Annotated in this window: 18 protein-coding genes, 1 tRNA gene and 1 pseudogene; 13 read left to right on the forward strand and 7 right to left on the reverse strand. The window is 41.0% G+C overall.

Annotation, left to right across the window (positions count from 1 at the left end):
- The first annotated feature begins 55 nt into the window (after positions 1–55).
- Complete coding sequence (locus B0187_RS07790; RefSeq protein ID WP_281247604.1) at positions 56–1,117, forward strand: acyltransferase family protein; 1,062 nt, start codon at positions 56–58, stop codon at positions 1,115–1,117.
- 177 nt (positions 1,118–1,294) lie between these two features.
- On the opposite strand, the gene B0187_RS07795 is transcribed toward B0187_RS07790, so the two are convergent.
- The 5 genes and pseudogenes from B0187_RS07795 to smrB form a co-directional block, all read right to left on the reverse strand.
- A complete protein-coding gene (locus B0187_RS07795) occupies positions 1,295–4,309 on the reverse strand; it encodes a type I restriction endonuclease subunit R (RefSeq protein ID WP_078237301.1) in 3,015 nt (1,004 codons plus the stop codon).
- A gap of 149 nt (positions 4,310–4,458) precedes the next feature.
- The gene (locus tag B0187_RS07800; RefSeq protein WP_078237302.1) at positions 4,459–6,027 is read right to left on the reverse strand and encodes a Fic family protein; all 1,569 of its coding nucleotides are present in this window, start codon (positions 6,025–6,027) and stop codon (positions 4,459–4,461) included.
- A 110-nt stretch (positions 6,028–6,137) separates the two neighbouring features.
- Complete coding sequence (locus B0187_RS07805) at positions 6,138–7,388, reverse strand: restriction endonuclease subunit S (protein WP_078237303.1); 1,251 nt, start codon at positions 7,386–7,388, stop codon at positions 6,138–6,140.
- Positions 7,389–7,457: 69 nt separating this feature from the next.
- Positions 7,458–9,804 (reverse strand): annotated as a pseudogene (locus B0187_RS07810) (type I restriction-modification system subunit M).
- A gap of 166 nt (positions 9,805–9,970) precedes the next feature.
- Entirely contained in the window at positions 9,971–10,498 is a 528-nt protein-coding gene (smrB, locus tag B0187_RS07815) for an endonuclease SmrB (RefSeq protein ID WP_078237304.1), read from the reverse strand.
- Between the two features lie 107 nt (positions 10,499–10,605).
- Between smrB and prmB the strand changes: the two genes are divergently transcribed.
- Both prmB and hemW read left to right on the forward strand, forming a co-directional pair.
- Positions 10,606–11,547: a 50S ribosomal protein L3 N(5)-glutamine methyltransferase gene (prmB, locus tag B0187_RS07820; RefSeq protein WP_078237305.1), complete on the forward strand. Its 942-nt coding sequence runs from the start codon at positions 10,606–10,608 to the stop codon at positions 11,545–11,547.
- Positions 11,548–11,556: 9 nt separating this feature from the next.
- Positions 11,557–12,714 (forward strand): radical SAM family heme chaperone HemW, encoded by a 1,158-nt coding sequence (hemW, locus tag B0187_RS07825; RefSeq protein ID WP_078237306.1) that lies wholly within the window; start codon positions 11,557–11,559, stop codon positions 12,712–12,714.
- 37 nt (positions 12,715–12,751) lie between these two features.
- Here hemW and B0187_RS07830 read toward each other — a convergent pair whose 3' ends face one another.
- Together B0187_RS07830 and B0187_RS07835 are read right to left on the reverse strand one after the other, a co-directional pair.
- A complete protein-coding gene (locus B0187_RS07830; RefSeq protein WP_078237307.1) occupies positions 12,752–13,045 on the reverse strand; it encodes a BrnA antitoxin family protein in 294 nt (97 codons plus the stop codon).
- Positions 13,017–13,298, reverse strand: a complete 282-nt coding sequence (locus B0187_RS07835; RefSeq protein WP_078237308.1) for a BrnT family toxin — start codon at positions 13,296–13,298, stop codon at positions 13,017–13,019. Before B0187_RS07835 ends, B0187_RS07830 begins: the two co-directional genes overlap by 29 nt.
- Positions 13,299–13,447: 149 nt before the next feature.
- Here B0187_RS07835 and bcp point away from each other — a divergent pair, with 149 nt between their 5' ends.
- From bcp to B0187_RS07885, 10 genes are all read left to right on the forward strand, one after another.
- Positions 13,448–13,924, forward strand: a complete 477-nt coding sequence (gene bcp / locus B0187_RS07840; RefSeq protein WP_078237309.1) for a thioredoxin-dependent thiol peroxidase — start codon at positions 13,448–13,450, stop codon at positions 13,922–13,924.
- Positions 13,914–14,465, forward strand: a complete 552-nt coding sequence (gene gmhB, locus B0187_RS07845) for a D-glycero-beta-D-manno-heptose 1,7-bisphosphate 7-phosphatase (RefSeq protein WP_078237310.1) — start codon at positions 13,914–13,916, stop codon at positions 14,463–14,465. Before bcp ends, gmhB begins: the two co-directional genes overlap by 11 nt.
- 3 nt (positions 14,466–14,468) lie before the next feature.
- Positions 14,469–15,308: an NADPH-dependent 7-cyano-7-deazaguanine reductase QueF gene (gene queF / locus B0187_RS07850; RefSeq protein WP_078237311.1), complete on the forward strand. Its 840-nt coding sequence runs from the start codon at positions 14,469–14,471 to the stop codon at positions 15,306–15,308.
- A gap of 13 nt (positions 15,309–15,321) precedes the next feature.
- The gene (gene pyrD / locus B0187_RS07855; protein ID WP_078237312.1) at positions 15,322–16,296 is read left to right on the forward strand and encodes a dihydroorotate dehydrogenase (quinone); all 975 of its coding nucleotides are present in this window, start codon (positions 15,322–15,324) and stop codon (positions 16,294–16,296) included.
- Positions 16,296–17,120 (forward strand): bis(5'-nucleosyl)-tetraphosphatase (symmetrical) ApaH, encoded by an 825-nt coding sequence (apaH, locus tag B0187_RS07860; RefSeq protein ID WP_078237313.1) that lies wholly within the window; start codon positions 16,296–16,298, stop codon positions 17,118–17,120. Before pyrD ends, apaH begins: the two co-directional genes overlap by 1 nt.
- Before the next feature lie 85 nt (positions 17,121–17,205).
- Positions 17,206–17,282, forward strand: a tRNA-Val gene (locus tag B0187_RS07865).
- Between the two features lie 273 nt (positions 17,283–17,555).
- Complete coding sequence (locus B0187_RS07870) at positions 17,556–18,770, forward strand: tyrosine-type recombinase/integrase (protein ID WP_078237314.1); 1,215 nt, start codon at positions 17,556–17,558, stop codon at positions 18,768–18,770.
- 342 nt (positions 18,771–19,112) lie between these two features.
- Positions 19,113–19,559: a phage tail terminator protein gene (gene gpU / locus B0187_RS07875; RefSeq protein WP_078237315.1), complete on the forward strand. Its 447-nt coding sequence runs from the start codon at positions 19,113–19,115 to the stop codon at positions 19,557–19,559.
- Complete coding sequence (locus B0187_RS07880; protein ID WP_078237316.1) at positions 19,552–20,736, forward strand: phage major capsid protein; 1,185 nt, start codon at positions 19,552–19,554, stop codon at positions 20,734–20,736. The genes gpU and B0187_RS07880 overlap by 8 nt, the downstream gene beginning before the upstream one ends.
- Before the next feature lie 46 nt (positions 20,737–20,782).
- On the forward strand, positions 20,783–21,152 hold a 370-nt coding region (locus tag B0187_RS07885; RefSeq protein WP_143413770.1), incomplete at its 3' end, for an HK97 family phage prohead protease.

Below are 21,152 nucleotides of genomic sequence, written 5' to 3' on the forward strand. Positions count from 1 at the left end.
AAAATCCGCAATCCGCAATCCGCAATCCGCAATCCGCAATGAACGTAATATAGGCATTGATCTTTTAAAAATCATTTCAATGCTAATGATCATTATCTTGCATTTAGAGGGACACGGTGGATTATTAGCAAGTGTAAAATATGATCAAAATAACCTCTTTTTTTCAAATTATTCTTTGGCGTGGTTATTAGAAATTTTAGCGTTTGGGGCGGTAAACTGTTATGCGATTGCTTCGGGTTATTTAAGTTGGAACTCTCAACAAAGTTATGCGAAATTGGCTTATTTTTGGTTGCAAATTCTTTTTTATAGTTTAATTATTACCTTTTTATTTAGCTTATATCATAATATCAGTATCAAAGAATGGATAAGCTCATTCTTTCCAATTACCCACCGAAAATACTGGTATGCAAGTGCCTATTTTGGATTATTTTTGTTAATGCCAATTTTAAATATCTATCTTCAAAAGGTAAATAAAAATGCATTAAAAGTAAATTTAATCGTAATGCTTGTTCTGATAGTTATCTTACCTACCTATTTCAAAAAAGATCCTTATATAGTTAGCAATGGTTATAGTGTATTATGGCTAGGGCTTATGTATTTAGTGGGTGGTTATCTTGCTAAATTTGGGATTAACTTGAAAAAAGAGTATGCGATCAGCCTTTTTATCTTCTTCTCAATTTTAACTTGGCTAAACAAAATCGTGGTTGAGTATTTTAATAACGCCTATGCAATGAAAATTGAGATGATCAATTTGATTTCCTATACTTCGCCCACCATTGTTTTTGCTGCATTATGTTTAGTGATATTTTGCACTCAAATTAAAATTGCTAGTGAAAAATTAGCTAAGCTTATTATTCTTTTTTCATCAGCAAGTTTTGGGGTTTATCTTATCCACGAACATAATTTAGTGAGAAGTAATTTTATCGTAGGTATTTCAAAAACATTTGCTCAGGATAATGTATTGTTAATGTTGATTAAAATTATTGGCATTGCATTATTGATTTTTATTTTATGTGCGTTGATTGATATTCAGAGAGAGAAATTATTCAAAAAATTAGGCGTGCTAGATAAATTAAGAAAAATCGAACAACGATTTAAACAATATCTACAATCATAAAAAGAGAAAAACCGATCGAAAGATCGGTTTTTTATGCGATAAGCGGTGGTTTGTTAAAAATCCAAAAAATTTACCCACTTATATTTCCTAGTAAGGTAAGCAGTTTATGAAAGATGAATTTATTGTTGTTGTTAAAGAGAAATTTGTTGATTCTTGCTTTGAGCAACAAACAGCATTTTATATTCCTAACGCTCTTTGCAAACTTTGTGTCCAAGCCATTTTAAAAGATGGATCTTTAGCAAATAGTTTATACAATTCTAATTCATCTCGATGACGTTCGCTCATCACATCTCGTAAAATCTGCTCAAAAGCGAGACCACGCGTATGAATGTCAGGATTATTTTTATATTTTTGCTCATAATCTTTATGGCTACGGATACGATCAATAATATTTAAAAACTTCACTCGCTGTTCTTCTGGAGTAGCTCCCCAGCCTTGAAACCATTTTTCATTAAAGTTATGGATAATTTCATCAATCGGGGTTTTATCGTCTTGATGAGCACTACGCGGATTGGCATTTTGCGGATCAAGTTCTGTTTCTTCATCTTCTAAATCAATACGATGATTTAACTTCGTTTTTGCTAGGCCATAAGAACTTAAATCCACCGCATTGAGGATTTCATCTAATTCATCGATCGGATCTTGCACTTTAAGCTTCGGTACTAAAAATTTTAAGAACCAAAACAATTTTTCCCATATCATCTGTTCAAAAGGAATAATAGCAGCCATTTGCCCATAAATTTTTAGGAACTGTTTTGCCTTAACTTTAAAATCAATTTTTTCTGCTTGTTCCAACCCTAATTCTAGATCAAAACGATTAACTGCTAGGTCAATCATACTGCTGAGCTGTTGAATATCTAGATTGGTAAAATAGCCTTCCGTAAAGCGATTGACTTCTTCTTGTTCATAGACACCAACTTCATCTAGTTGTGTTTTCAGCTCATATAACACATTGGCATCTGTGGCTTGAGAAAGCGTGGTAGAAGTATAAAAAGGATCAAATGCTGCTTTAATTTCTTCCGTATCATTAAAAAAATCTAAGACAAACAGATCTTCTGTTCGTTTACCCAATTTATTCGCACTACGATTTAAACGGGATAATGCCTGAACACACAATACTCCCGTTAGTTTCTTATCCACATACATAGAACATAATTTAGGTTGGTCAAAGCCTGTTAGATATTTATTTGCTACTACTAACAAGCGGTATTCGTCCCTGTCAAAATAATCTTTGGTATCACTTTCGGCAAAGCCATTCATTTCTGACTCCGTATATTCCAAACCGTCCACCACTTTACTGCCAGAAAACGCAATAGCAATGCTAAATGGATTGCCTCGTTCATCTAGCAAGCGGTTTAATGCTTTAAAATAGCGAATCGCTGTTTCAATGTTTTGCGTAATCACCATACCTTTGGCTTTGCCTTTTAATTTTTTACGGTTAAAGACCTGAGTAATAAAATGATCTAGCATTACTTCAGCTTTAATATCAATAGTCTGCTGAGATCGTTCCACGTAGGCTTTTAAACGTTTTTGTGCTTTGTTGCTCTCAAATTCAGGATTATCTTCAATAGATTTTTGAATTTCATAGAAACTGCGATAAGTCGTGTAATTGGCGAGTACATCTAAAATAAACCCTTCTTCAATCGCCTGTTTCATTGAATACAAATGGAAGGGTTTGAATTTTCCGTCTGCCTGCTTTTCGCCAAATTTCTCTAAAGTGGTATTTTTCGGCGTTGCGGTAAAGGCAAAATAAGAGGCATTACCTCGCATTTTGCGTGCTTGCATCGTTTTTAAAATAAGATCCTGTGCATCTTCAAGCTCATCACTTTCTTTGCCCATTGCTTTATTCATATTATCGTGTGCTGATCCCGATTGTGAGCTATGAGCTTCATCAATAATTACCGCAAATTGTTTATCGCTCAAATCTGCAATACCATCCACAATAAATGGGAATTTTTGAATCGTTGTGATGATAATTTTTTTGCCGCTTTCCAAAGATTCTCGTAATTCAGCTGAATTCATTGCGGGGGCAATAATGTTTTTTACTTCAGAAAATTCTTTGATATTGTCGCGTAACTGTTTATCTAGTAAACGGCGATCTGTTACCACAATCACACTATCAAACATCGGGCGATCCAACGCTCTGGTGTTGGCAGCAGTTTGATTTTGTGGATAGGTTTCAATTAACTGATAGGCAAGCCAAGTAATTGAATTAGATTTACCTGAACCAGCCGAATGTTGAATTAAATAACGTTTACCGACACCGTTTTGTCCTACGTGTTCAATTAAACGGCGAACCACTTCTAATTGATGATAGCGAGGGAAAAAGAGAGAGCGTTTTTCTAACGGATCTTTGCTTGAACCGTCTAAACGGACAAAATGTTGAATGATATTAGCAAGGCTTTGTTTGGTAAAAATCTCTTGCCAAAGATAAGCAGTACGGTGTCCATTTGGATTAGGAGGATTGCCTTTACCTTGATTATGCCCTTTATTAAACGGCAAAAAGAAAGTATTGGCTCCAGCTAATTTGGTTGTCATAAAGGCTTCTTCAGTATCTAAGGAAAAATGAACCAAACAACGCCCGAATTGTAATAAAGTTTGTGATAAATCACGGTTGCAGTATTGTTTTTGTCCATCATAACGAGCGGTTTGCCCTGTCCAATGATTCTTCAATTCAAGGGTAATAATCGGCAAACCGTTGATAAACAAAACCATATCAATGGTTTCGTTACTGATACGAGAATAGGGTACTTGTCGCATACAGCTAAAAATATTTTGTTCAAAACGCTGTTTTACCTTTTCTCCGCTACTGGCAAGTGGAACGGGATAAAGTAAATCAAAATGAGTGTTATCAATATCCAATCCTTTTTTTAGCAGTTGCAATACCCCATATTTTTTCAGGTTGCGATCCAAGCGTTCCAAAATTTTTCGATCCCAATCATTTGGATTGAGTTGTTGAAAACGTGCCAATTCATCTTTTTGACTGGTTTGCAAAAAAGTCCAAAATAGACTCATATCCAAAGCAAAGTGCGGGTCAAAATCGTGTGAAAATCCCAGCTGAAAGCCGTGATCTTTGGTTAAATAACTCGCAGCAGGTTCATTTGTTTGATTAACTACCTGCTCCCGACAAGCACCTGTTAATGCTCGTTCAATGGCAATTTCTAAATCTTTTTCTTTTGTGCTTGTTACCATTTTGATTGTCCTTATTTGCAAAAAATAGATGAAATCCGACCGCTTGTATATAAAATCAATGACACCTATTCAAAATCAATGATTTTGGGCTTATTGTGCTTAAAATCAATTACGACTGCACAAAATCAATTATTTTTAGCTAATTTTGTTTAAAATTGATGATTAAATGCTTGAGTAATTGCTCCAAGTAGTTGTTGCCATAAATCTTCATTGTTATCCAAAAAATCAAACTCTTTAATCAATTTATTGGTTAATTTTCCTTGATTTTGTCTCGCACTCCGAATAATACGATCGGCATAATCATTAGGCATTTCCATAATTTCTTTAATCGCTTCTCTGGCTTGTTCGTGATGTAATAAATACAATGATTCTTCACGCATATCACGATTAACCACTTGTTCTAATAATCTCGCCAAATAAATAACGTGGGGGCTTAAATCTGGATAAGACCAAATCGGATTGGCTTTATTTTCCGCATCAAAAATCAAATTTGAGCGAATACCATCAGCATAGACCTGTTGTTTTTTGCTAAAAGAATAATCATTGCCAATGCTTTGCATAAGTGGCTTAGAAACTTTATCCAGTAATTCAAAATAGCGTTGCCGCTCATCAGTTGATTCCGCAATCACACCAGAAATAGGCAAAATCACATTATCGGGCAACACTCCATCTCGCCTCAGTACATCATTAAATAAAAATCGATGAACACGTCCATTACCATCAGCCAAAGGATGAATATAAACAAAGCCGAACGCCAATACAGCACTTCGCATAATTGGCGATTGCCCTTGTGTTTTTTGCCAAAAGGCTTTCAGCCCAGCCAATTTCGCGGATATTAGCGGATAAGAGGGAGCAATATAATGCACAACTTCTTGAAAATGATGAGTTTGTCCCACAAAGACGGGGGATAAACGCACACCATAATGATGAAATAGGACTTTATCACCCAAAATTTCTTTTTGTAAATGACTTAAACTCATTTCATCAAGAGGAATTTCTCCTTTACCTGTGTAACGTGCAATAACATCGGCAAAACGGGCAATACGTGTTGTTTGATTGCCTTCGCCCTCTATTTTAAAGCTGGCTTTACTTTCCCTTAATGTCAACCAAACTGAAGAACGCATCAGTAATTCTTCACCAAATTCATCAATTAAACCATTTAATAATGTTTGAACATTTAAATTCATCGCTTGCTCAAACTGTGGTGTCTTGATCAATGTTGGACAAAAATCACGATTCCCCGCCAAATTATTATTGACCCGCCAGCGTGAACATTTCTCAACTTGTGCAACGGATGCGGTAATTAGATATTTATCTGACAAAACATCTACATAGCTTCCACCGATATTATTGGGGACGGTTAATTGCTTATCGGTTAGCCATTCATATAAAAATGCAACACGGCGTGCATATTGCCCTGTGGGTTCATCATTGATCCAATCTTGAATTATTTGTTGGTCTATCACTTGAAATAAGCGTTGCAAAAATTCTAAATGCACAATTTCATTACGCAAATGGAATTGCAGATGAGCAGTATATGAATTAGCAGGGCGGTAACTTTCTGGATACAGCTCTTTACGAAACCCTGTTTCGCTTTCAGTTTCTGTTTTTCGGCGAGCCGCCATACCGCTTACAACAGGTAAACGGGCAAAAGGCTCAATTTCTGCTTGCTGAATTAACCACAATGCTCCAATCGGGTCGTTGATTAGATTGCTCATTATAGAAGCCCTATTCTTGCTTAAAAGTAATTATTTTAGGCTTATTGTGCTTAAAATCAATTACGACTGCACAAAATCAATTATTTTTAGCTCATTTTGTTCAAAATCGATTATACAACTTTCACTTTTCCTGTTACTACACCGTTAATCAACACCGTCTTATACTCTTTGAGCTTATTGATTTGTTGCTGTTTTATCTGGATCGTATGATCGATTTTTGATGTTTGTTGATCGAGATAGTTGGCAATTTGGTGTTGTTCTTCAAAAGGAAGATCAACTATTGGCAATCGTCTAAAATCTAAAAAACTTAAATTTTGTCTAAGTCCAGAGCCAAATTTGTATAGAACTTTAGTAATATCTAATGTATGAAGATAATAGTGCAAAAATTTAGCCGAATAATTATTGATTACTTTCAAATTTAAATAGGCACTTGTAATAATTCCTTTATCTTTAGCTAATCCTGTTCTTAAACTGGTTTGGTCATTTTGTAAATCTGTGCAACGAATAATAATATCGTTTGGTTCCACAATTTGGTACGTTTCAAAACTTTCCGGAACTAATCCAACTAATTTTTCTTTTGATTTTATAATAATTTTTCCATAACTTAGAGAAAGAACGGTATTTTCTTTCATTCCTTTATTATCTCGTTTATTTTCCTTAAAAACATTCATACCTATTGTTATATCCCAATGCTCTGGCACTTCGCCAATCCACTCTACACCTGAATGTTTGAATTTAACGTGCGGGTTAAGCCCTTTGGTTACAGCATTTTGGATCAAGCTTTGTTTATACTCTTTGAGTTGCTCAATCTGCTTTTCTTCAAGCATTATCGCTTGATCGATTTTAGCGGTTTTATCATCAAGGTATTGGGCGATTTTTTGTTGTTCGGAAATTGAGGGAATAGATATTAAAGAGTTTTTAATATCTTCAAATCTTGTTGTCCATAAATCTGCAACAATACCGTGTCCGACTCGATAAAACTCTTCAATAAAACCATAACTTTTAAATAAATATTCTGAATAAATTGAGTTTATGTTTTTAGGTTGTAAAACAATATTAATTAAAGAAACTGAACCGTCTTGTTTAGCCACACCACTAGAACCTTTTCTATCAGAACGACTATTGATGACAAAATCACCTTTTCTGACTAATTTTCTATTATCTCCGTCATTTGTTTTAGCAACATTTTCCCATTGTGGAAAAACTCCCAATTTTGTTACTGATAGAGGAGGAAAATCTTTATCGGAAACTTTAATTCTTCGTTCAATAAAAAAAGCACTAATTCTACCTATTTCCCAATGACTTGGAATTTCCCCTAACCATTCAATACCTGAATTTTTATAACTTTCATATCTATTCATTTGCAAAAATCCTTAAAATCTGACCGCTTGTCAATCTCTTCCAATCCCCTCTTTAGTAAAGAGGGGGATTTAGATCCCCAAAATCTCACTAATTAAGCCATCGGCTTGTTTTTCTAGGGCGAGAATATCCTGTGCCACCTCGGCAAGGCTACGGAGCGGTTTGTGGCGGTAGAAATATTTGTTAAAGCTGATTTCATAGCCGATTTTCACGCTTTCTAAATTGATCCACGCTTCATCTACGTGTGGTTGTACTTCGGTTTTAAAGTAGTCGTGAATGCGTTGTTTGAGTGGTACGCTTTCGCTGTCGCGTAAATCGCTACTGCTTTCATATTGGATAAATTCACCATCTTTTCCTGTTGGGAAATAACCAAAATCCGCTAATTCAGATGGCAGGCATTGATAACGTTGGCAGAGCGTTTCTAGTTCATTCGGTTTTAATTTCACGGTTTTTGCTACGACTTTTTCTGCCGTTTCGTTATACCAGCTTATCGCATTAAAAATCGCATTTTTTTCCGTGGCAGACAGTTTGATTTTTTTCTCTTTTAGGAAGTGTTCTACCTGTTGTTTAAATAGGTTGAAATCATCAAATTGCTGTTCGCCAAAATACGAAAGTAATTGTGTGGCGGTATTAAAAAGTGCAGTGGATTTTTCCCCAAGTTTTTATATCTAATAATTTTGCTTTGGTTTTATTATTTAAGACGATACCTTGTTCTTCACACCAAGCGGTGATTTCTTTGTCAGTTTCTGCTAAAACCTCTGCTTGATAAATTTGTTCACCATACTGTTGATATAAATGTTGCATTGGTTCAAGCAAAGCTTTGTCAAAACGTAAGATGGCGATCTTGTCGGCGGTAATTTGTGCCGAACGGCGATCAGGGCGTTCAATGGTTACTTTGTAATAGCCGAAATCTTGGTTATCAAAAATTTTAGCGGCAAATTCACCTTCTTTTTCTGTAAACGCTAAATAAGTTTCCGTGATTTGGACGATATGTTCAGGCGAAAATTCACAGTTTTTATCGCCTAAATTTTTACGCAATTTGCGGAATAATTGGCTTGCCTCAATCAGTTGCACTTTGCCCTTACGATGTTCGGGTTTATCGTTGTTCAATAGCCAAATATAAGTGGTAATGCCCGTGTTATAGAATAAGTTGTTTGGCAGTTGAACAATGGCTTCAAGCAAGTCATTTTCAATCATAAAACGGCGGATATTGCTTTCGCCCGAGCCAGCTTATCCAGTAAATAAGCTGGAACCGTTGTGTACAGAGGCAACTCGGCTACCGATTAAATTATCTTTCGGCGATTTCATTTTATTTACCATTTCCATTAGAAACAGTAATTGTCCATCGCTGGAACGTGGTGTAGCGTCCACTGTTTCGACATTGCCCCAATAATCAGCTAAGCTGATTTTGAAACGGTCATCAATCACGCTCTTGCCATCTTTGATATAGCTTTGATCGTTGCTCCAGCTTTTTCCATGAGGAGGGTTGGAAAGCATAAAATCAAAATATTTGCCTTGGAAAGTATCGGTTGAAAGGGTTGAACCAACTTTGATGTTTTGCGGGTTGTTGCCTTTAATCATCATATCGGATTTGCAGATGGCGTAGGTTTCGTCGTTAATCTCTTTACCAAAGAGAATGATACTTCGTTGTCCTTGAATTTCAGGTAACGGATATTTTTCTTCAATAAAATTTTGTGCCTCTGTCAGCATTCCACCACTGCCACAAGCAGGATCATAGATTGTAATAATGGCTGGAATAGATTGTTTGAGTGGATCAAATACTAGGCGTGTCATCAGTTCAATCACTTCACGTGGCGTAAAATGTTCACCTGCCTCTTCGTTGTTTTCTTCATTAAATTTGCGAATTAACTCTTCAAACACATAGCCCATCCCTAAATTGGTTAAAGCTGGCAATTTATTGCCTTCGGGATCAGCTTGCTCTTGTGGCGTCAAATTGATATAAGGCGAAACAAATTTCTCCAATACACCGAGTAATACATTTTTATGCGACATATGGCGAATTTGCTCACGTAATTTAAAACAGTTGATTATTTCTTGAACGTTGCCGCTAAAACCGTCTAAATACTCTTCAAAATTAGCAAGCATATATTGTGGAGTGTTGCTAGCCGTCTGATACAGCGTTTTGAGCGTCCATTTTGATGTATTATAAAAGACATATCCTGTTGCATTTTCAAGTGGCTGACTATCTAACTCGGTAAATTTCAGCTCCTCTTTTTGAAAGCGGACTTCTTCCAATACCTTCTCTTTGGTTGGCTCTAATAAGGTATCCAAACGGCGTAGTACCACCATTGGCAAAATTACATCACGATATTTACCGCGAACATACACATCGCGTAAGCAATCGTCCGCAATGCTCCAAATAAAAGAAACTAATTTATTGTGAACAGAATAATCCATAATTTAATCCTATTGACATATTTATTTTTGATAATAAGTTTATAATAAATCTAAAATTTGTTTATCTTTTGTTAAATTTCATTCATAACCTATTGAATAACCGTTGATATATAGTTACGAAATTAAGTAGTGAGATTTATAAATTTTTTCAAAATCCATCCGCTTGCTATCGCTTATTCGGAGCCTCAGGCTGTTCCACCAAAATTAAAATCGCGGCATCGCCGCCCCATTCGCGGGGGGCTTGGTGTAGGGCGATTACTTTGGGGTGTTGCACCAACCAGCGGGGGATTTGATATTTCAAGGTGCGGGTGCCGAAGCCCGTCATAATGCTGGCACAATAAACCTGCTCGCATTCGCAGGCGAGGATCAAACTCGCCAGCTCTTTTTTCGCTTGCTCGCGGGTTAAGCCGTGCAGATCGAGGAATAGGTCGGGCTGGAAATCGCCTCGTCTGAGTTGTTTGAGAATGTAGGGATCGATGTCTTCCCGCAGGTAGCGAACTTTCTCATTTTCTTCGGTTAAAAGGGGTTCATATTCATCGGAAAAATAGAATAAAGTATCCGCTTGTTCTTTTAACTGTCTGATTTCACTGACTTTTTTTCTCGGTTCGGTTTTTGGCACAAAGGTGTCTTGTTTGATTTTTTTCGTGCCTTTGATTGCCTCTTGAAACAGGGCAAAATCGTCATCGTTTAGCATAATCTTCCTCATTTTAGGGGGCGGATTTTAGCAGAATAAAAGCGGTTGATAAACCGCAGATAAATAGTGATAATAGTCCCCTTTATTTCCGACCTAGTGAGTAGAATATGCAACATAATGCCGAACTTTTAGACGAAATCGCCGCCTATGCGGTGGAAGAAGATCTTGCCACCATTCAAGATATGATGCGTTGGGCATACAGTTATTTTAATGCCTCTGATCTTTATTATGGACACGGACACGACAACGCTTGGGACGAGGCTCATCAGCTTGTGTTAAGTGCCTTGCATTTGCCGATTGATGTGCCAGAGGCGATCTATTCTTCTCGCTTAACCCGAGTCGAAAAATCACGGATTGTGGCAATGGTGGAAAGCCGTTTGGGCGAGCGTAAGCCGATTGCTTATCTGACTAATAGTGCGTGGTTCTGCGGTTTGGAATTTTATGTCGATGAACGGGTGATTATCCCACGTTCGCCGATTGGGGAATTGATTAAAAACGGCTTCACGGGCATTTTGCGAGCCGAGCCAAAACGCATTTTGGATATGTGTACGGGCAGCGGTTGCATTGCGATTGCTTGTGCCGAGCGTTTCCCGAATGCGGAAATTGATGCGGTGGATCTCTCGTTTGATGCCTTGAACGTGGCGGAAATCAATATCGAGCGACATCAAGTGGCTCAACAGGTTTTCCCGTTGCAGTCGGATCTGTTCCAAAATTTACCGCAAGATCGCTATGATTTGATTGTTACCAACCCGCCTTATGTCGATCAAGAAGATTTGGACGAAATGCCCGAAGAATTTTATCACGAGCCAGAAATGGCGTTGGGATCGGGGGTGGACGGTTTAACCATTACCAAACAAATTCTGGCGACTGCGGCGGATTATCTGTCTGACAATGGCGTGCTGGTGTGCGAAGTCGGCAACAGTATGGTGCATTTGATCGAACAATTCCCGAGCGTGCCGTTTAACTGGATCGAACTCAAAAATGGTGGGGTAGGGGTGTTTAGCTTGACCCGCGAGCAGTTAAATGCACACCGTCATCTATTTGCGTAAGGGCGATTTGTGCAGCTCACTTTACCGCCGTTAAGCCTTTACATTCATATCCCGTGGTGCGTGCAGAAATGCCCGTACTGCGATTTCAATTCTCACGCTCAAAAAGGGGCGATTCCCGAGGCGGAATATATCGATCATCTGCTGGCGGATTTATCGCAGGATCTGACCGCTTACCAAACAGCAATTCAAGGGCGGAAAATCCACTCGATTTTTATCGGCGGTGGCACGCCGAGCCTGTTTTCCGCCGAGGGGATTGAGCGATTATTGCGAGAGATCCAACAGCGGATCGATTTCGAGCCGAATCTTGAAATTACCCTTGAAGCCAACCCTGGCACGGCAGAAGCGGAACGTTTTATCGGCTACGCCCAAGCTGGCGTGAACCGTATTTCAATGGGGATTCAAAGTTTCGAGCCTGAAAAATTGTTGCAACTGGGGCGGATTCACAACAGCCAAGAGGCGATCCAAGCGGTCGGATTTGCCAAAAATTCTGCCGATTTTGGCTTACGCAGTTTCAACTTAGATTTAATGCACGGCTTGCCGAATCAATCGGTCGAGCAAGCCCTCAACGATTTACGCCAAGCGATCGCCCTCGCTCCGCCGCATTTGTCGTGGTATCAACTGACGATTGAGCCGAACACGATGTTCTACTATCGCCAGCCGACCTTGCCCGATGATGATGAATTATGGGCGATTTTTGATCAGGGGCATCAGCTGCTCACGGCGGCAGGCTACCAGCAATATGAAACGTCCGCCTATGCCAAAGCAGGCTATCAATGTCAGCATAATCTCAACTATTGGCGGTTTGGCGATTATCTGGCGATTGGCTGCGGTGCGCACGGCAAAATCAGCTACCCAACGGGCGAGATTTACCGCTTTTCCAAAACCAAACACCCGAAAGGCTATCTGCGAGGGGAATATCGCTATCAGCAAGATCCGATCGAACTAGCGGATCGCCCCTTTGAATTTTTTATGAACCGCTTCCGCCTGTTAGAACCCACACCAAAAGCGGAATTTGAGGCGTACACGGGCTTAGATCGCAAGGTGGTCGAACCGATTATTGAACAAGCCCTCGCAAAAAATTACCTGAAACAGACTGCTTGCGACTGGCAAATCACCCGCCACGGCAAGCTGTTTTTGAATGAATTGTTGGAAATGTTTTTGGAATAATCGGAAAGGAAAAGGCTCGCAACGGCGAGCCTTTGTTTTACATTGCGGTTTGAATATGTTGTAACAATACTTCATTGATCCGCGTTTGCCAGCCTTTGCCCGTGGCTTTAAAGGCGGTGATGATTTCGGGGGAAAGGCGAATCGTAATCGCCTGTTTGGTTGGGGCTTTCTGCTTGCCCCGTCTGCGTTCCGCCTCGCGTTCGGCTTGATGTGCTAACACCATTTGCATAAATTCTGGGGGCATTACTTGTTCAATCGGCTTGAATTGGGCGAGCTGTTCATCGGTCAATTCGGGCAGATCATCATAGGCTAACATTGCGTTCTTGTTCATATTGCTTCATCTCTCTTTTGTTGGCTTTGCGGAAACTGATCACTCTAATTCCACCCTCAATCGGGGTAAAACAGAGGGAATGCAGTCGCTCATTTAATAAGCCTAAACTTAAAAAACGAGGTTCGGGATAATCAAAGCGAGTATCTTGCCAGATAATCGCCGTTTGCCAGTCAAAATCCTTGACTTCATCAAAGGCGAGTTGCCGTTCTTGCAGATTCCGTTGCGATTTATTCGGGTCGTAACTAATTCGCATAGGATTGAGTTGCGGAAAATTTAGGCGGATTTTAGCTACAATCCTACCGCTTGTAAAGTAAATTGTGGCTACAATTTGTGAATTCAATTTGTCAGTTCGGCAAAATTTCTATACACTTTCGCCCTATGATTTTTCTAAATAAAACCGTTATGAAAACCCTCAACATTGGCGATCTCGCCCCGCAATTTTCCCTACTGGATCAAAACGAAAATTTGGTTTCCCTTGCACAATTTCACGGCAAAAAAGTGCTGGTTTATTTTTACCCGAAAGCCCTTACCCCAGGTTGCACTACGCAAGCGTGCGGTTTGCGAGACAGCCGTGCCGAGCTTGATGAATTGAATGTGGTGGTGCTAGGCATTAGCCCCGATCTGCCGAAAAAATTGGCTCAATTTGTCGAAAAAAAAGAACTCAATTTCACGCTACTTTCCGATCCCGATCATCAAGTTGCCGAAGCCTTTGGCGTGTGGGGCGAGAAGAAATTTATGGGCAAAACTTATGATGGCATTCATCGAATTAGTTTTTTGATCGATGAAAACGGTCGGATTTTGCAGGTTTTTGACAAATTCAAAACCAGCGAACATCATCAAATGGTGGTGGATTTTGTGCGAGGTCAAAATGGCAAATAAGGCGATTTTTTTGGATCGAGACGGCACGCTCAACATCGATCACGGCTATGTGCATAAAATTGACGATTTCCAGTTGATCGAGGGCGTTGGCAAGGCGTTGAAACAGTTGCAGGACAAGGGCTATCTGCTCGTAGTCGTTACCAATCAATCGGGTATTGCTCGGGGTTATTTTAGCGAAGATCAATTTTTGCAACTGACGGAATGGTTTGACTGGTCGCTTGATGAAGATCACGGCGTGGTGCTGGACGGCATTTATTACTGTCCTCACCACCCCGAAGGGCAGGGCGAATATCGCCAGCAGTGCGATTGCCGCAAGCCCGAAGCGGGAATGTTTAAGCAGGCGATTGCTGATTTGAACATTGATGTGTCGCAGTCGGTAATGGTTGGCGATAAATTGGAAGATCTGCTCGCCGCCGAAAAAGCAGGGGTCAAAACCAAAGTGTTGGTGCGAACGGGCAAAACCGTTACCCCTGAGGCGGAAGCCAAAGCCGATTGGGTGTTGGAGAGCTTGGCGGATTTGCCACAAAAATTAAAAGGATAGCGAATGAATTACGATGATAAAAGCCTTACAGGGCTGAAATTAGGGCAGAAAACCGAATATAAAAGTGAATATGATCCGAGCTTGTTGCAAGCCGTGCCTCGCCGTTTGAACCGTGATCAACTAGGGATTACCGAGCAACAGCCCTTCAATCAAGGGGCAGATATTTGGACGCTTTACGAACTTTCGTGGCTGAATCCGAAAGGCGTGCCACAGGTGGCGATTGCTGATGTGGCGATTGATTTCCAAAGCGAAAATTTGATTGAGTCGAAAAGTTTTAAGCTCTACCTGAACAGTTTCAACCAAACCAAATTTGACTCAATCGAACAGGTTGAGCAAACCATTCAGCGTGATTTAGCCACCGTTGCAAGCGGTCAGATTTCGGTGAAAATCCATAAATTATCCCATTTTAGCCAACAGCCGATTGCGGATTTTGCAGGGGAATGCATTGATGATTTAGAGATTGAAATTGAGGATTATCACTTTTCGGCGGATCATTTAGCCAACATTGGCGAGGGCGAGGTGGTGGAAGAAACCCTCGTGAGCCATTTGCTCAAATCAAATTGTTTGATTACGTCCCAACCCGATTGGGGCAGTGTGCAGATTCATTATGTCGGCAAAAAATTAAATCGGGAAAAATTGTTGCGTTATTTGGTTTCGTTCCGTGAGCATAACGAATTTCACGAGCAGTGCGTAGAACGCATTTTCTGCGATTTAATGGCGTTCGCCCAGCCTGAAAAATTAACGGTTTACGCACGCTATACTAGACGTGGCGGGCTGGATATTAACCCGTTCCGCTCTAATTTTGAACCGTTGCCGAAAAATATCCGAATGGCTCGTCAGTAATTTTTGAGGTTGTATGTATTCGCTGATCCGACAGGGCTTATTGGGTACGGGAAAATCCCGTGAATTGTCGTTAAAAGCATTGAAAATCTACGGAAATTTGCCGTTTAAGGGCAAAATTCCTGAAAACCCCGTCAGCGTAATGGGGATTCAATTTAAAAATCCGATTGGGCTTGCCGCAGGGCTGGACATCAACGGCGAGGCGATTGACGGCTTAGGGCGGTTAGGCTTTGGTTTTATTGAGGTCGGCACGGTTACGCCCAAAGCGGAAACTAACTATCCCCATTTGGAAACCACCCGACTTCATCGGGCGAAAGGGATTATCCACCGCCACGGGGGCAATAATTTGGGGATTGACGCGGTGATTGAGAACGTGAGCAGTGCCGAATATAAAGGCGTGGTGGGGATTAATATCGGTAAAAATGCCGACACCAGCCTAGACGCAAGTTGGGACGATTACCAAATTTGCCTGCAAAAAGCCTATCAATTCGCCCATTACATCACGGTAAATTTAGATGAACAGGCGGATAGCGAATGGACGGAACATCTGCTCAAATCCCTCAAACACGAGCAATTTTTGTTGTCGCAAAAATATCGCAGTTACAAACCGCTTGTGATTAAACTTTCGCCCGATTTAACCGCTGACGAGATCGCCCAAATCGCCGATAGCCTCGTTCGCCACAACATTGACGGCGTGATTGCGGGTAACGGTACATTATCGCGGGAAATGGTTGGGGGCGTGAAAAACGCCGAGCAAGCGGGTAGATTGAGCGGAAAACCGCTACATTCCTTGAACAATCAATTTATTCGGCAACTTGCCCACGCATTAAACGGCAAAATCCCGATTGTGGGCTGTGGTGGTGTTCATTCCGTGCCGTCCGCACAGGAAAAAATTAACGCAGGGGCGAGCTTAATTCAGCTTTATTCAGGCTTTATTTTGCAAGGTTCGAGCCTAATTCAGCAACTTGCCACGGGGGTAGAGGTAAAATAATGGCAACTTACATTGTGGGCGATTTACACGGCTGTTTTGCCGAATTTCAGTTATTACTCAAACAGGCGAATTTCGACCCAAGCCAAGACGAACTATGGCTAACGGGGGATTTGGTCGCACGGGGCGAGGATTCGCTTGCTTGTTTGCTGTTTGTGAAAGATCTCGGCGAACGAGCGACAGTCGTGCTAGGTAATCACGATTTGCACCTGTTAGCGACTTTGCAGGGGATCAAAAGCGTAAAACCGAAAGATCGGGTGGATACCATTTTCACCGCCGAAGATCGGGACGATTTGCAAAACTGGCTTCGCACCCGACCGCTTCTTGTGGAACACCCGAATCACGGCTTTTTGTTGGCTCACGCAGGAATTAGCCCCGAATGGGATCTTGCCACCGCAAAGGCTTGTGCTGCCGAGGTGCAAGCGGTGCTTTCCTCGCCAAATTTTACCGAGCTGTTAGCCCAAATGTACGGCAGCGAGCCGAGCCGTTGGTCGCCCGATTTGCAAGGGATTGAGCGTTATCGCTACATCATCAACGCTTTTACCAGAATGCGTTTTTGCTACGCCGACAAGCGGTTAGATTTCGCCTGCAAATTACCTGTTGAGCAAGCCCCGAGCGAGCTAAAAGCGTGGTTTGAGCTGGATAATCCGCTCTATCAGCAAAAGGATATTTTGTTCGGGCATTGGGCGAGCTTGATTGGCTACCCAACCCCCAACCGCATTTATGCATTGGATACGGGCTGCGTGTGGGGAAATCATCTCACAATGTTGCGTTGGGAAGATAAAAAAATTTTCACCCAACCTCGTTTAAACCAAAATTTGGATTAAAAAGCGACAAACGAAAAATCGAGCCTTGCCAAGCTCGATTTTTTTGATTAAAATCCGCCTCGTTTTTCACATTTCAATTCCCAATGCGACCGTAGCTCAGTTGGTTAGAGCACCACCTTGACATGGTGGGGGTCACTGGTTCGAGTCCAGCCGGTCGCACCATTTCCCCTTTCGTAACTTATCGTAACCTTTCGCAAAACCCTTGAAAATACTAGCTTTAATGCATTTTTCGCCTTTTCAACCTATCGTAATTTATCGTATATTTTCGTGTTTAACCGCAGATTTTAGGAACACGGTTAGGAACACAGCTCACAATGTTCTAAATCTTGTGTTCCTAAAATAGCGGAGAGGCTTGCGACACAAGGGTTAGATAATCATTGATTTTGTGTTCCTAAATCCTTTTGTTGTGTTCCTAAAAAATGAGGTCAAATCAAAATGGCAAGAATAACTAAACCGCTCACAAATACCGAAGTAGATAGAGCCAAGCCCAAAGAGAAAGATTACAGCCTTATGGATGGGCAAGGTTTGTTTTTGAGAGTAAAACCCAATGGCAGTAAGTCGTGGTTATTTAATTATTATCGCCCGTTTACTAACAAGCGGACGAATTTGGGGCTAGGCTCTTACCCTGAAATTTCTCTCGCCCAAGCAAGGGCAATGCGTGAAGAATACCGTGCGTTATTAGCTCAAAATATCGATCCGCAACTTCATAAGCAGGAACAAGAAAATGCTCAAATTCAGAGTATTGCCAACACCTTTTACAGCGTGGCGGAAAAATGGCGAGAAAAGCGATCAAAAGAGGTTGAGCCTTTGACGATGAAGAAGAATTGGGAGCGGTTAGAAAATCATTTATTCCCCCGCATTGGAAACTTCCCGATAGATAGAATAACCTCGCCGATTTTGATTAAAGCCGTTGAGCCGTTAAATTTGAGTGGGAAGAATGATACTTTAAACCGTATGATCAACCTCGCAAATCAGATTTTGAATTATGCGGTAACGTTGGGCTATTTGTCTTTTAATCCTTGTATGCTGGCGGGTAATGCTTATCATAAAGAGGTACAAAAACACCACCCTGCGATTAAGTATGCTGAATTGCCAAAGCTATTGGCTGATTTTGAACAATCATCTTGCGATTTGCTCACTAAATACCTCTTTCGTTGGCAGCTGCTTTCAATGGTTCGCCCAGCGGAAGCAGTCAGCGTAGAATGGTCAGAAATTGATTTTGATAAAGCCCTTTGGCATATTCCAGCCATAAAAATGAAAAAAGTTAAGACAGGGCAGTTTGATCACATTGTGCCACTTTCTCGCCAAATGTTAGCAATTCTCGAAGAACTACGCCCAATTACAGGGCAATCGCTTTTTGTATTCCCTAAAAATGGTACAAGCTGCAATCAATCAATGAATAGCGAGACGATTACAAGGGCATTGCGTAAAATAGGTTATCAAGGTATTCAAGATAGCCACGGGTTGCGATCTGTTGCCCGAACTTTTTTAGAAGATAGAGCGGTTGATTTTCGCCACGCAGAGGCTTGTTTGGCTCACAAGGTTGGCGATAGCACCAGCCAAGCCTATAATCGAGCTGATTATGTCGAATTAAGACGCCCACTAATGCAACTTTGGGGCGATTATGTAGAACAATGTTCAAATCTATAACCCTCACAGCCTAGCCGAAACGCTAGGCTTTTTTACACCTCAAAACCAAGATAAACGATAAAAAATTATTTTTTGCCATTTTTATATCACTTCATCACTTTTTCACTCTTGCAATTATCTATCTTATTGATTTTAAAAGAAAATATATAATAAATAATAGAGTGATAAGGTAGTGATTTGATAGTGATAAGAGTGATGTTGAGTGAGTGATTTTCCCTTATCTTTGTAAATTATCTGTTCTTAACCTTTCGTAATTGTTCGGCTAAAAATTCGTCTATTTACTTCATTTATCTAGTCTATATATTGTCTTGTAGGGTATTTGTTTTTATCAGATAGGCAATAATGAAATTTCATTCAGCGATTAGAAAAGAGGTATTAGCATTCATTGCTGAAACCGTTCCTAATATAAAGAATTTCTATAACGGCATTCCAAACATTAGCAACATTGAAAGCGAATTGCCTTTGATTTGTGTTCATTTGGATAATGCCGAAGTCGATCCTGCTGCGGTCGGCTATCAAGAATGGGAGGCTGATTTGAATATCGGCATTTTTGTGCCATTTGATAAAAGCGAGGAATACTTAGATGAAATCGCAAGCGAAGTGTATGAACAGCTACTTACGCATCAATTCAACACCATTTTGCGAAAACAGGCACAGCGTTATGAGTACGACTATGACGATGACAAAGTATGGGTAAGTAGTGCGATCAGTTTTCGCATTAACTACAACTTTGAAGCCGTGAACCTATATCTTAGACAACTTATTGAACAGGGGTACACCGATGTTTAAAAAATTACAAGCATTAAAGCAACGCAAAGCGGAAAAAGTCGCTGAAATGCGTGCGATTGTCGAAACCCAAAAAGAGGGCGAGGCATTGCCGAAAGAAAAGGCGGAACAGTTTGAAAACTTGAAAAAGTTAGTCGGCGAAATTCAAGAAGAAATCGACCGCGTAGAAGCGGTGGCAGACGCGGAACGCCAAACAGGGGACGATAAGCCCGAAGATAAACGCCACGCTAAATTAGATGATGCCGAGCTACGCCACTGGATTAAAACGGGGGAAATGCGTTCACTCTCAACCAATGGCGACAACGGCAAAGACGGCGGCTATGCCGTTATTCCACAGTTAGACAAGGAAGTAATGACCCGTTTGACGGATGACAGCGTAATGCGTCAGATCGCTAATGTGGTACGCTTGCCTATCGGGGCGAAAACCTACAAAAAATTAGTGTCGGCTGGTGGTGCAACGATTGGGCGAGGTATTGAGGGAACAGCACGAGCCGAAACAGCCACCCCGAAAATGAACGAGGTTAGCATTGAGTTAAACCCGATTTATGCTTACCCGAAAACAACCCAAGAGATTTTAGACTTTGGCGGCGTAGATATTCTAGGTTGGCTCACGGATGAAATTTCAGAAAGTTTTGCCGAAACCGAAGAGGCGGATTTAACCGCAGGCACAGGCGAGAAACAATCCAAGGGCTTTTTGACTTACCCACGCACGGCGGAAGCCGACAAAGCACGAGCATTTGGCACGTTGCAAAAAATGGAAGTGAGTGCGGCGAAGTTATCCGCCGACAATCTGATTGATTTGTTATTCTCATTGCATAGCAAATACCGTAAAAATGCGGTTTGGGTAATGAACTCACACACTGCTGGCACATTGCAAAAACTCAAAAATGGCAATGGCGACTACATTTGGCGAGACGGTTTACAGGTCGGTAGCCCTGCAACTTTATTAGGCTTGCCAGTGTACTACCTTGAAACAATGCCAAACGCCGAGGCAGGTCAGCCATTTATTGCGGTGGGCGACTTCAAGCGAGGTTACACGATTGTGGATCACGAAACAGGCGTGCGTACTCGCCCTGATAACTTGACCGAGGCAGGATTTTATAAGATCCACACAGACAAGTATTTGGGTGGCGGCGTGGTGGACAGCAACGCAATCAAGGTGCTTGAATGTAAAGCATAATGCAAAGGGGCGTGATAGCCCCTTTCGCTATTTGTAGGAGCAGACAATGAATAAGAATGAATTTGAAGTCAGAGCCTCAACAATGATCGCCGAGGGCGAGAGCCGAAAACTGGTGGGCTATGCGGTACGGTGGAATAAGCCGAGCGAAGTGTTATGGGGCGAATTTGTCGAAATGTTTGATCGAGGTGCATTTACGCAATCATTAGCCAGTGGTTCAGATGTTCGGGCTTTATTTGAACACGATTACAGTAAATTGCTAGGGCGAACAGCAAGCGGTACATTGTCAATCGTGGAAGATGACGAGGGCTTACGATTTAGCCTTGATTTGCCGAAAACCCAGTTAGGTGATGATATTTTGGAAAGCGTGAAACGTGGCGATATTAGCGGAATGTCGTTCGGCTTTCGTGCCTTAGCAG

Source organism: Haemophilus paracuniculus, from assembly GCF_002015115.1.
Classification (GTDB): Bacteria; Pseudomonadota; Gammaproteobacteria; order Enterobacterales; family Pasteurellaceae; genus Haemophilus_E; species Haemophilus_E paracuniculus.

Coding starts and splice junctions, on each gene's coding strand:
- pyrD (WP_078237312.1), top strand. CDS start 15,322: ATGTATTCGCTGATCCGACAGGGCTTATTGGGTACGGGAAAATCCCGT.
- B0187_RS07795 (WP_078237301.1), bottom strand. CDS start 4,309: ATGGTAACAAGCACAAAAGAAAAAGATTTAGAAATTGCCATTGAACGA.
- bcp (WP_078237309.1), top strand. CDS start 13,448: ATGAAAACCCTCAACATTGGCGATCTCGCCCCGCAATTTTCCCTACTG.
- B0187_RS07880 (WP_078237316.1), top strand. CDS start 19,552: ATGTTTAAAAAATTACAAGCATTAAAGCAACGCAAAGCGGAAAAAGTC.
- queF (WP_078237311.1), top strand. CDS start 14,469: ATGAATTACGATGATAAAAGCCTTACAGGGCTGAAATTAGGGCAGAAA.
- apaH (WP_078237313.1), top strand. CDS start 16,296: ATGGCAACTTACATTGTGGGCGATTTACACGGCTGTTTTGCCGAATTT.
- smrB (WP_078237304.1), bottom strand. CDS start 10,498: ATGCTAAACGATGACGATTTTGCCCTGTTTCAAGAGGCAATCAAAGGC.
- B0187_RS07870 (WP_078237314.1), top strand. CDS start 17,556: ATGGCAAGAATAACTAAACCGCTCACAAATACCGAAGTAGATAGAGCC.
- prmB (WP_078237305.1), top strand. CDS start 10,606: ATGCAACATAATGCCGAACTTTTAGACGAAATCGCCGCCTATGCGGTG.
- gmhB (WP_078237310.1), top strand. CDS start 13,914: ATGGCAAATAAGGCGATTTTTTTGGATCGAGACGGCACGCTCAACATC.
- B0187_RS07830 (WP_078237307.1), bottom strand. CDS start 13,045: ATGAACAAGAACGCAATGTTAGCCTATGATGATCTGCCCGAATTGACC.
- B0187_RS07805 (WP_078237303.1), bottom strand. CDS start 7,388: ATGAATAGATATGAAAGTTATAAAAATTCAGGTATTGAATGGTTAGGG.
- B0187_RS07800 (WP_078237302.1), bottom strand. CDS start 6,027: ATGAGCAATCTAATCAACGACCCGATTGGAGCATTGTGGTTAATTCAG.
- B0187_RS07835 (WP_078237308.1), bottom strand. CDS start 13,298: ATGCGAATTAGTTACGACCCGAATAAATCGCAACGGAATCTGCAAGAA.
- gpU (WP_078237315.1), top strand. CDS start 19,113: ATGAAATTTCATTCAGCGATTAGAAAAGAGGTATTAGCATTCATTGCT.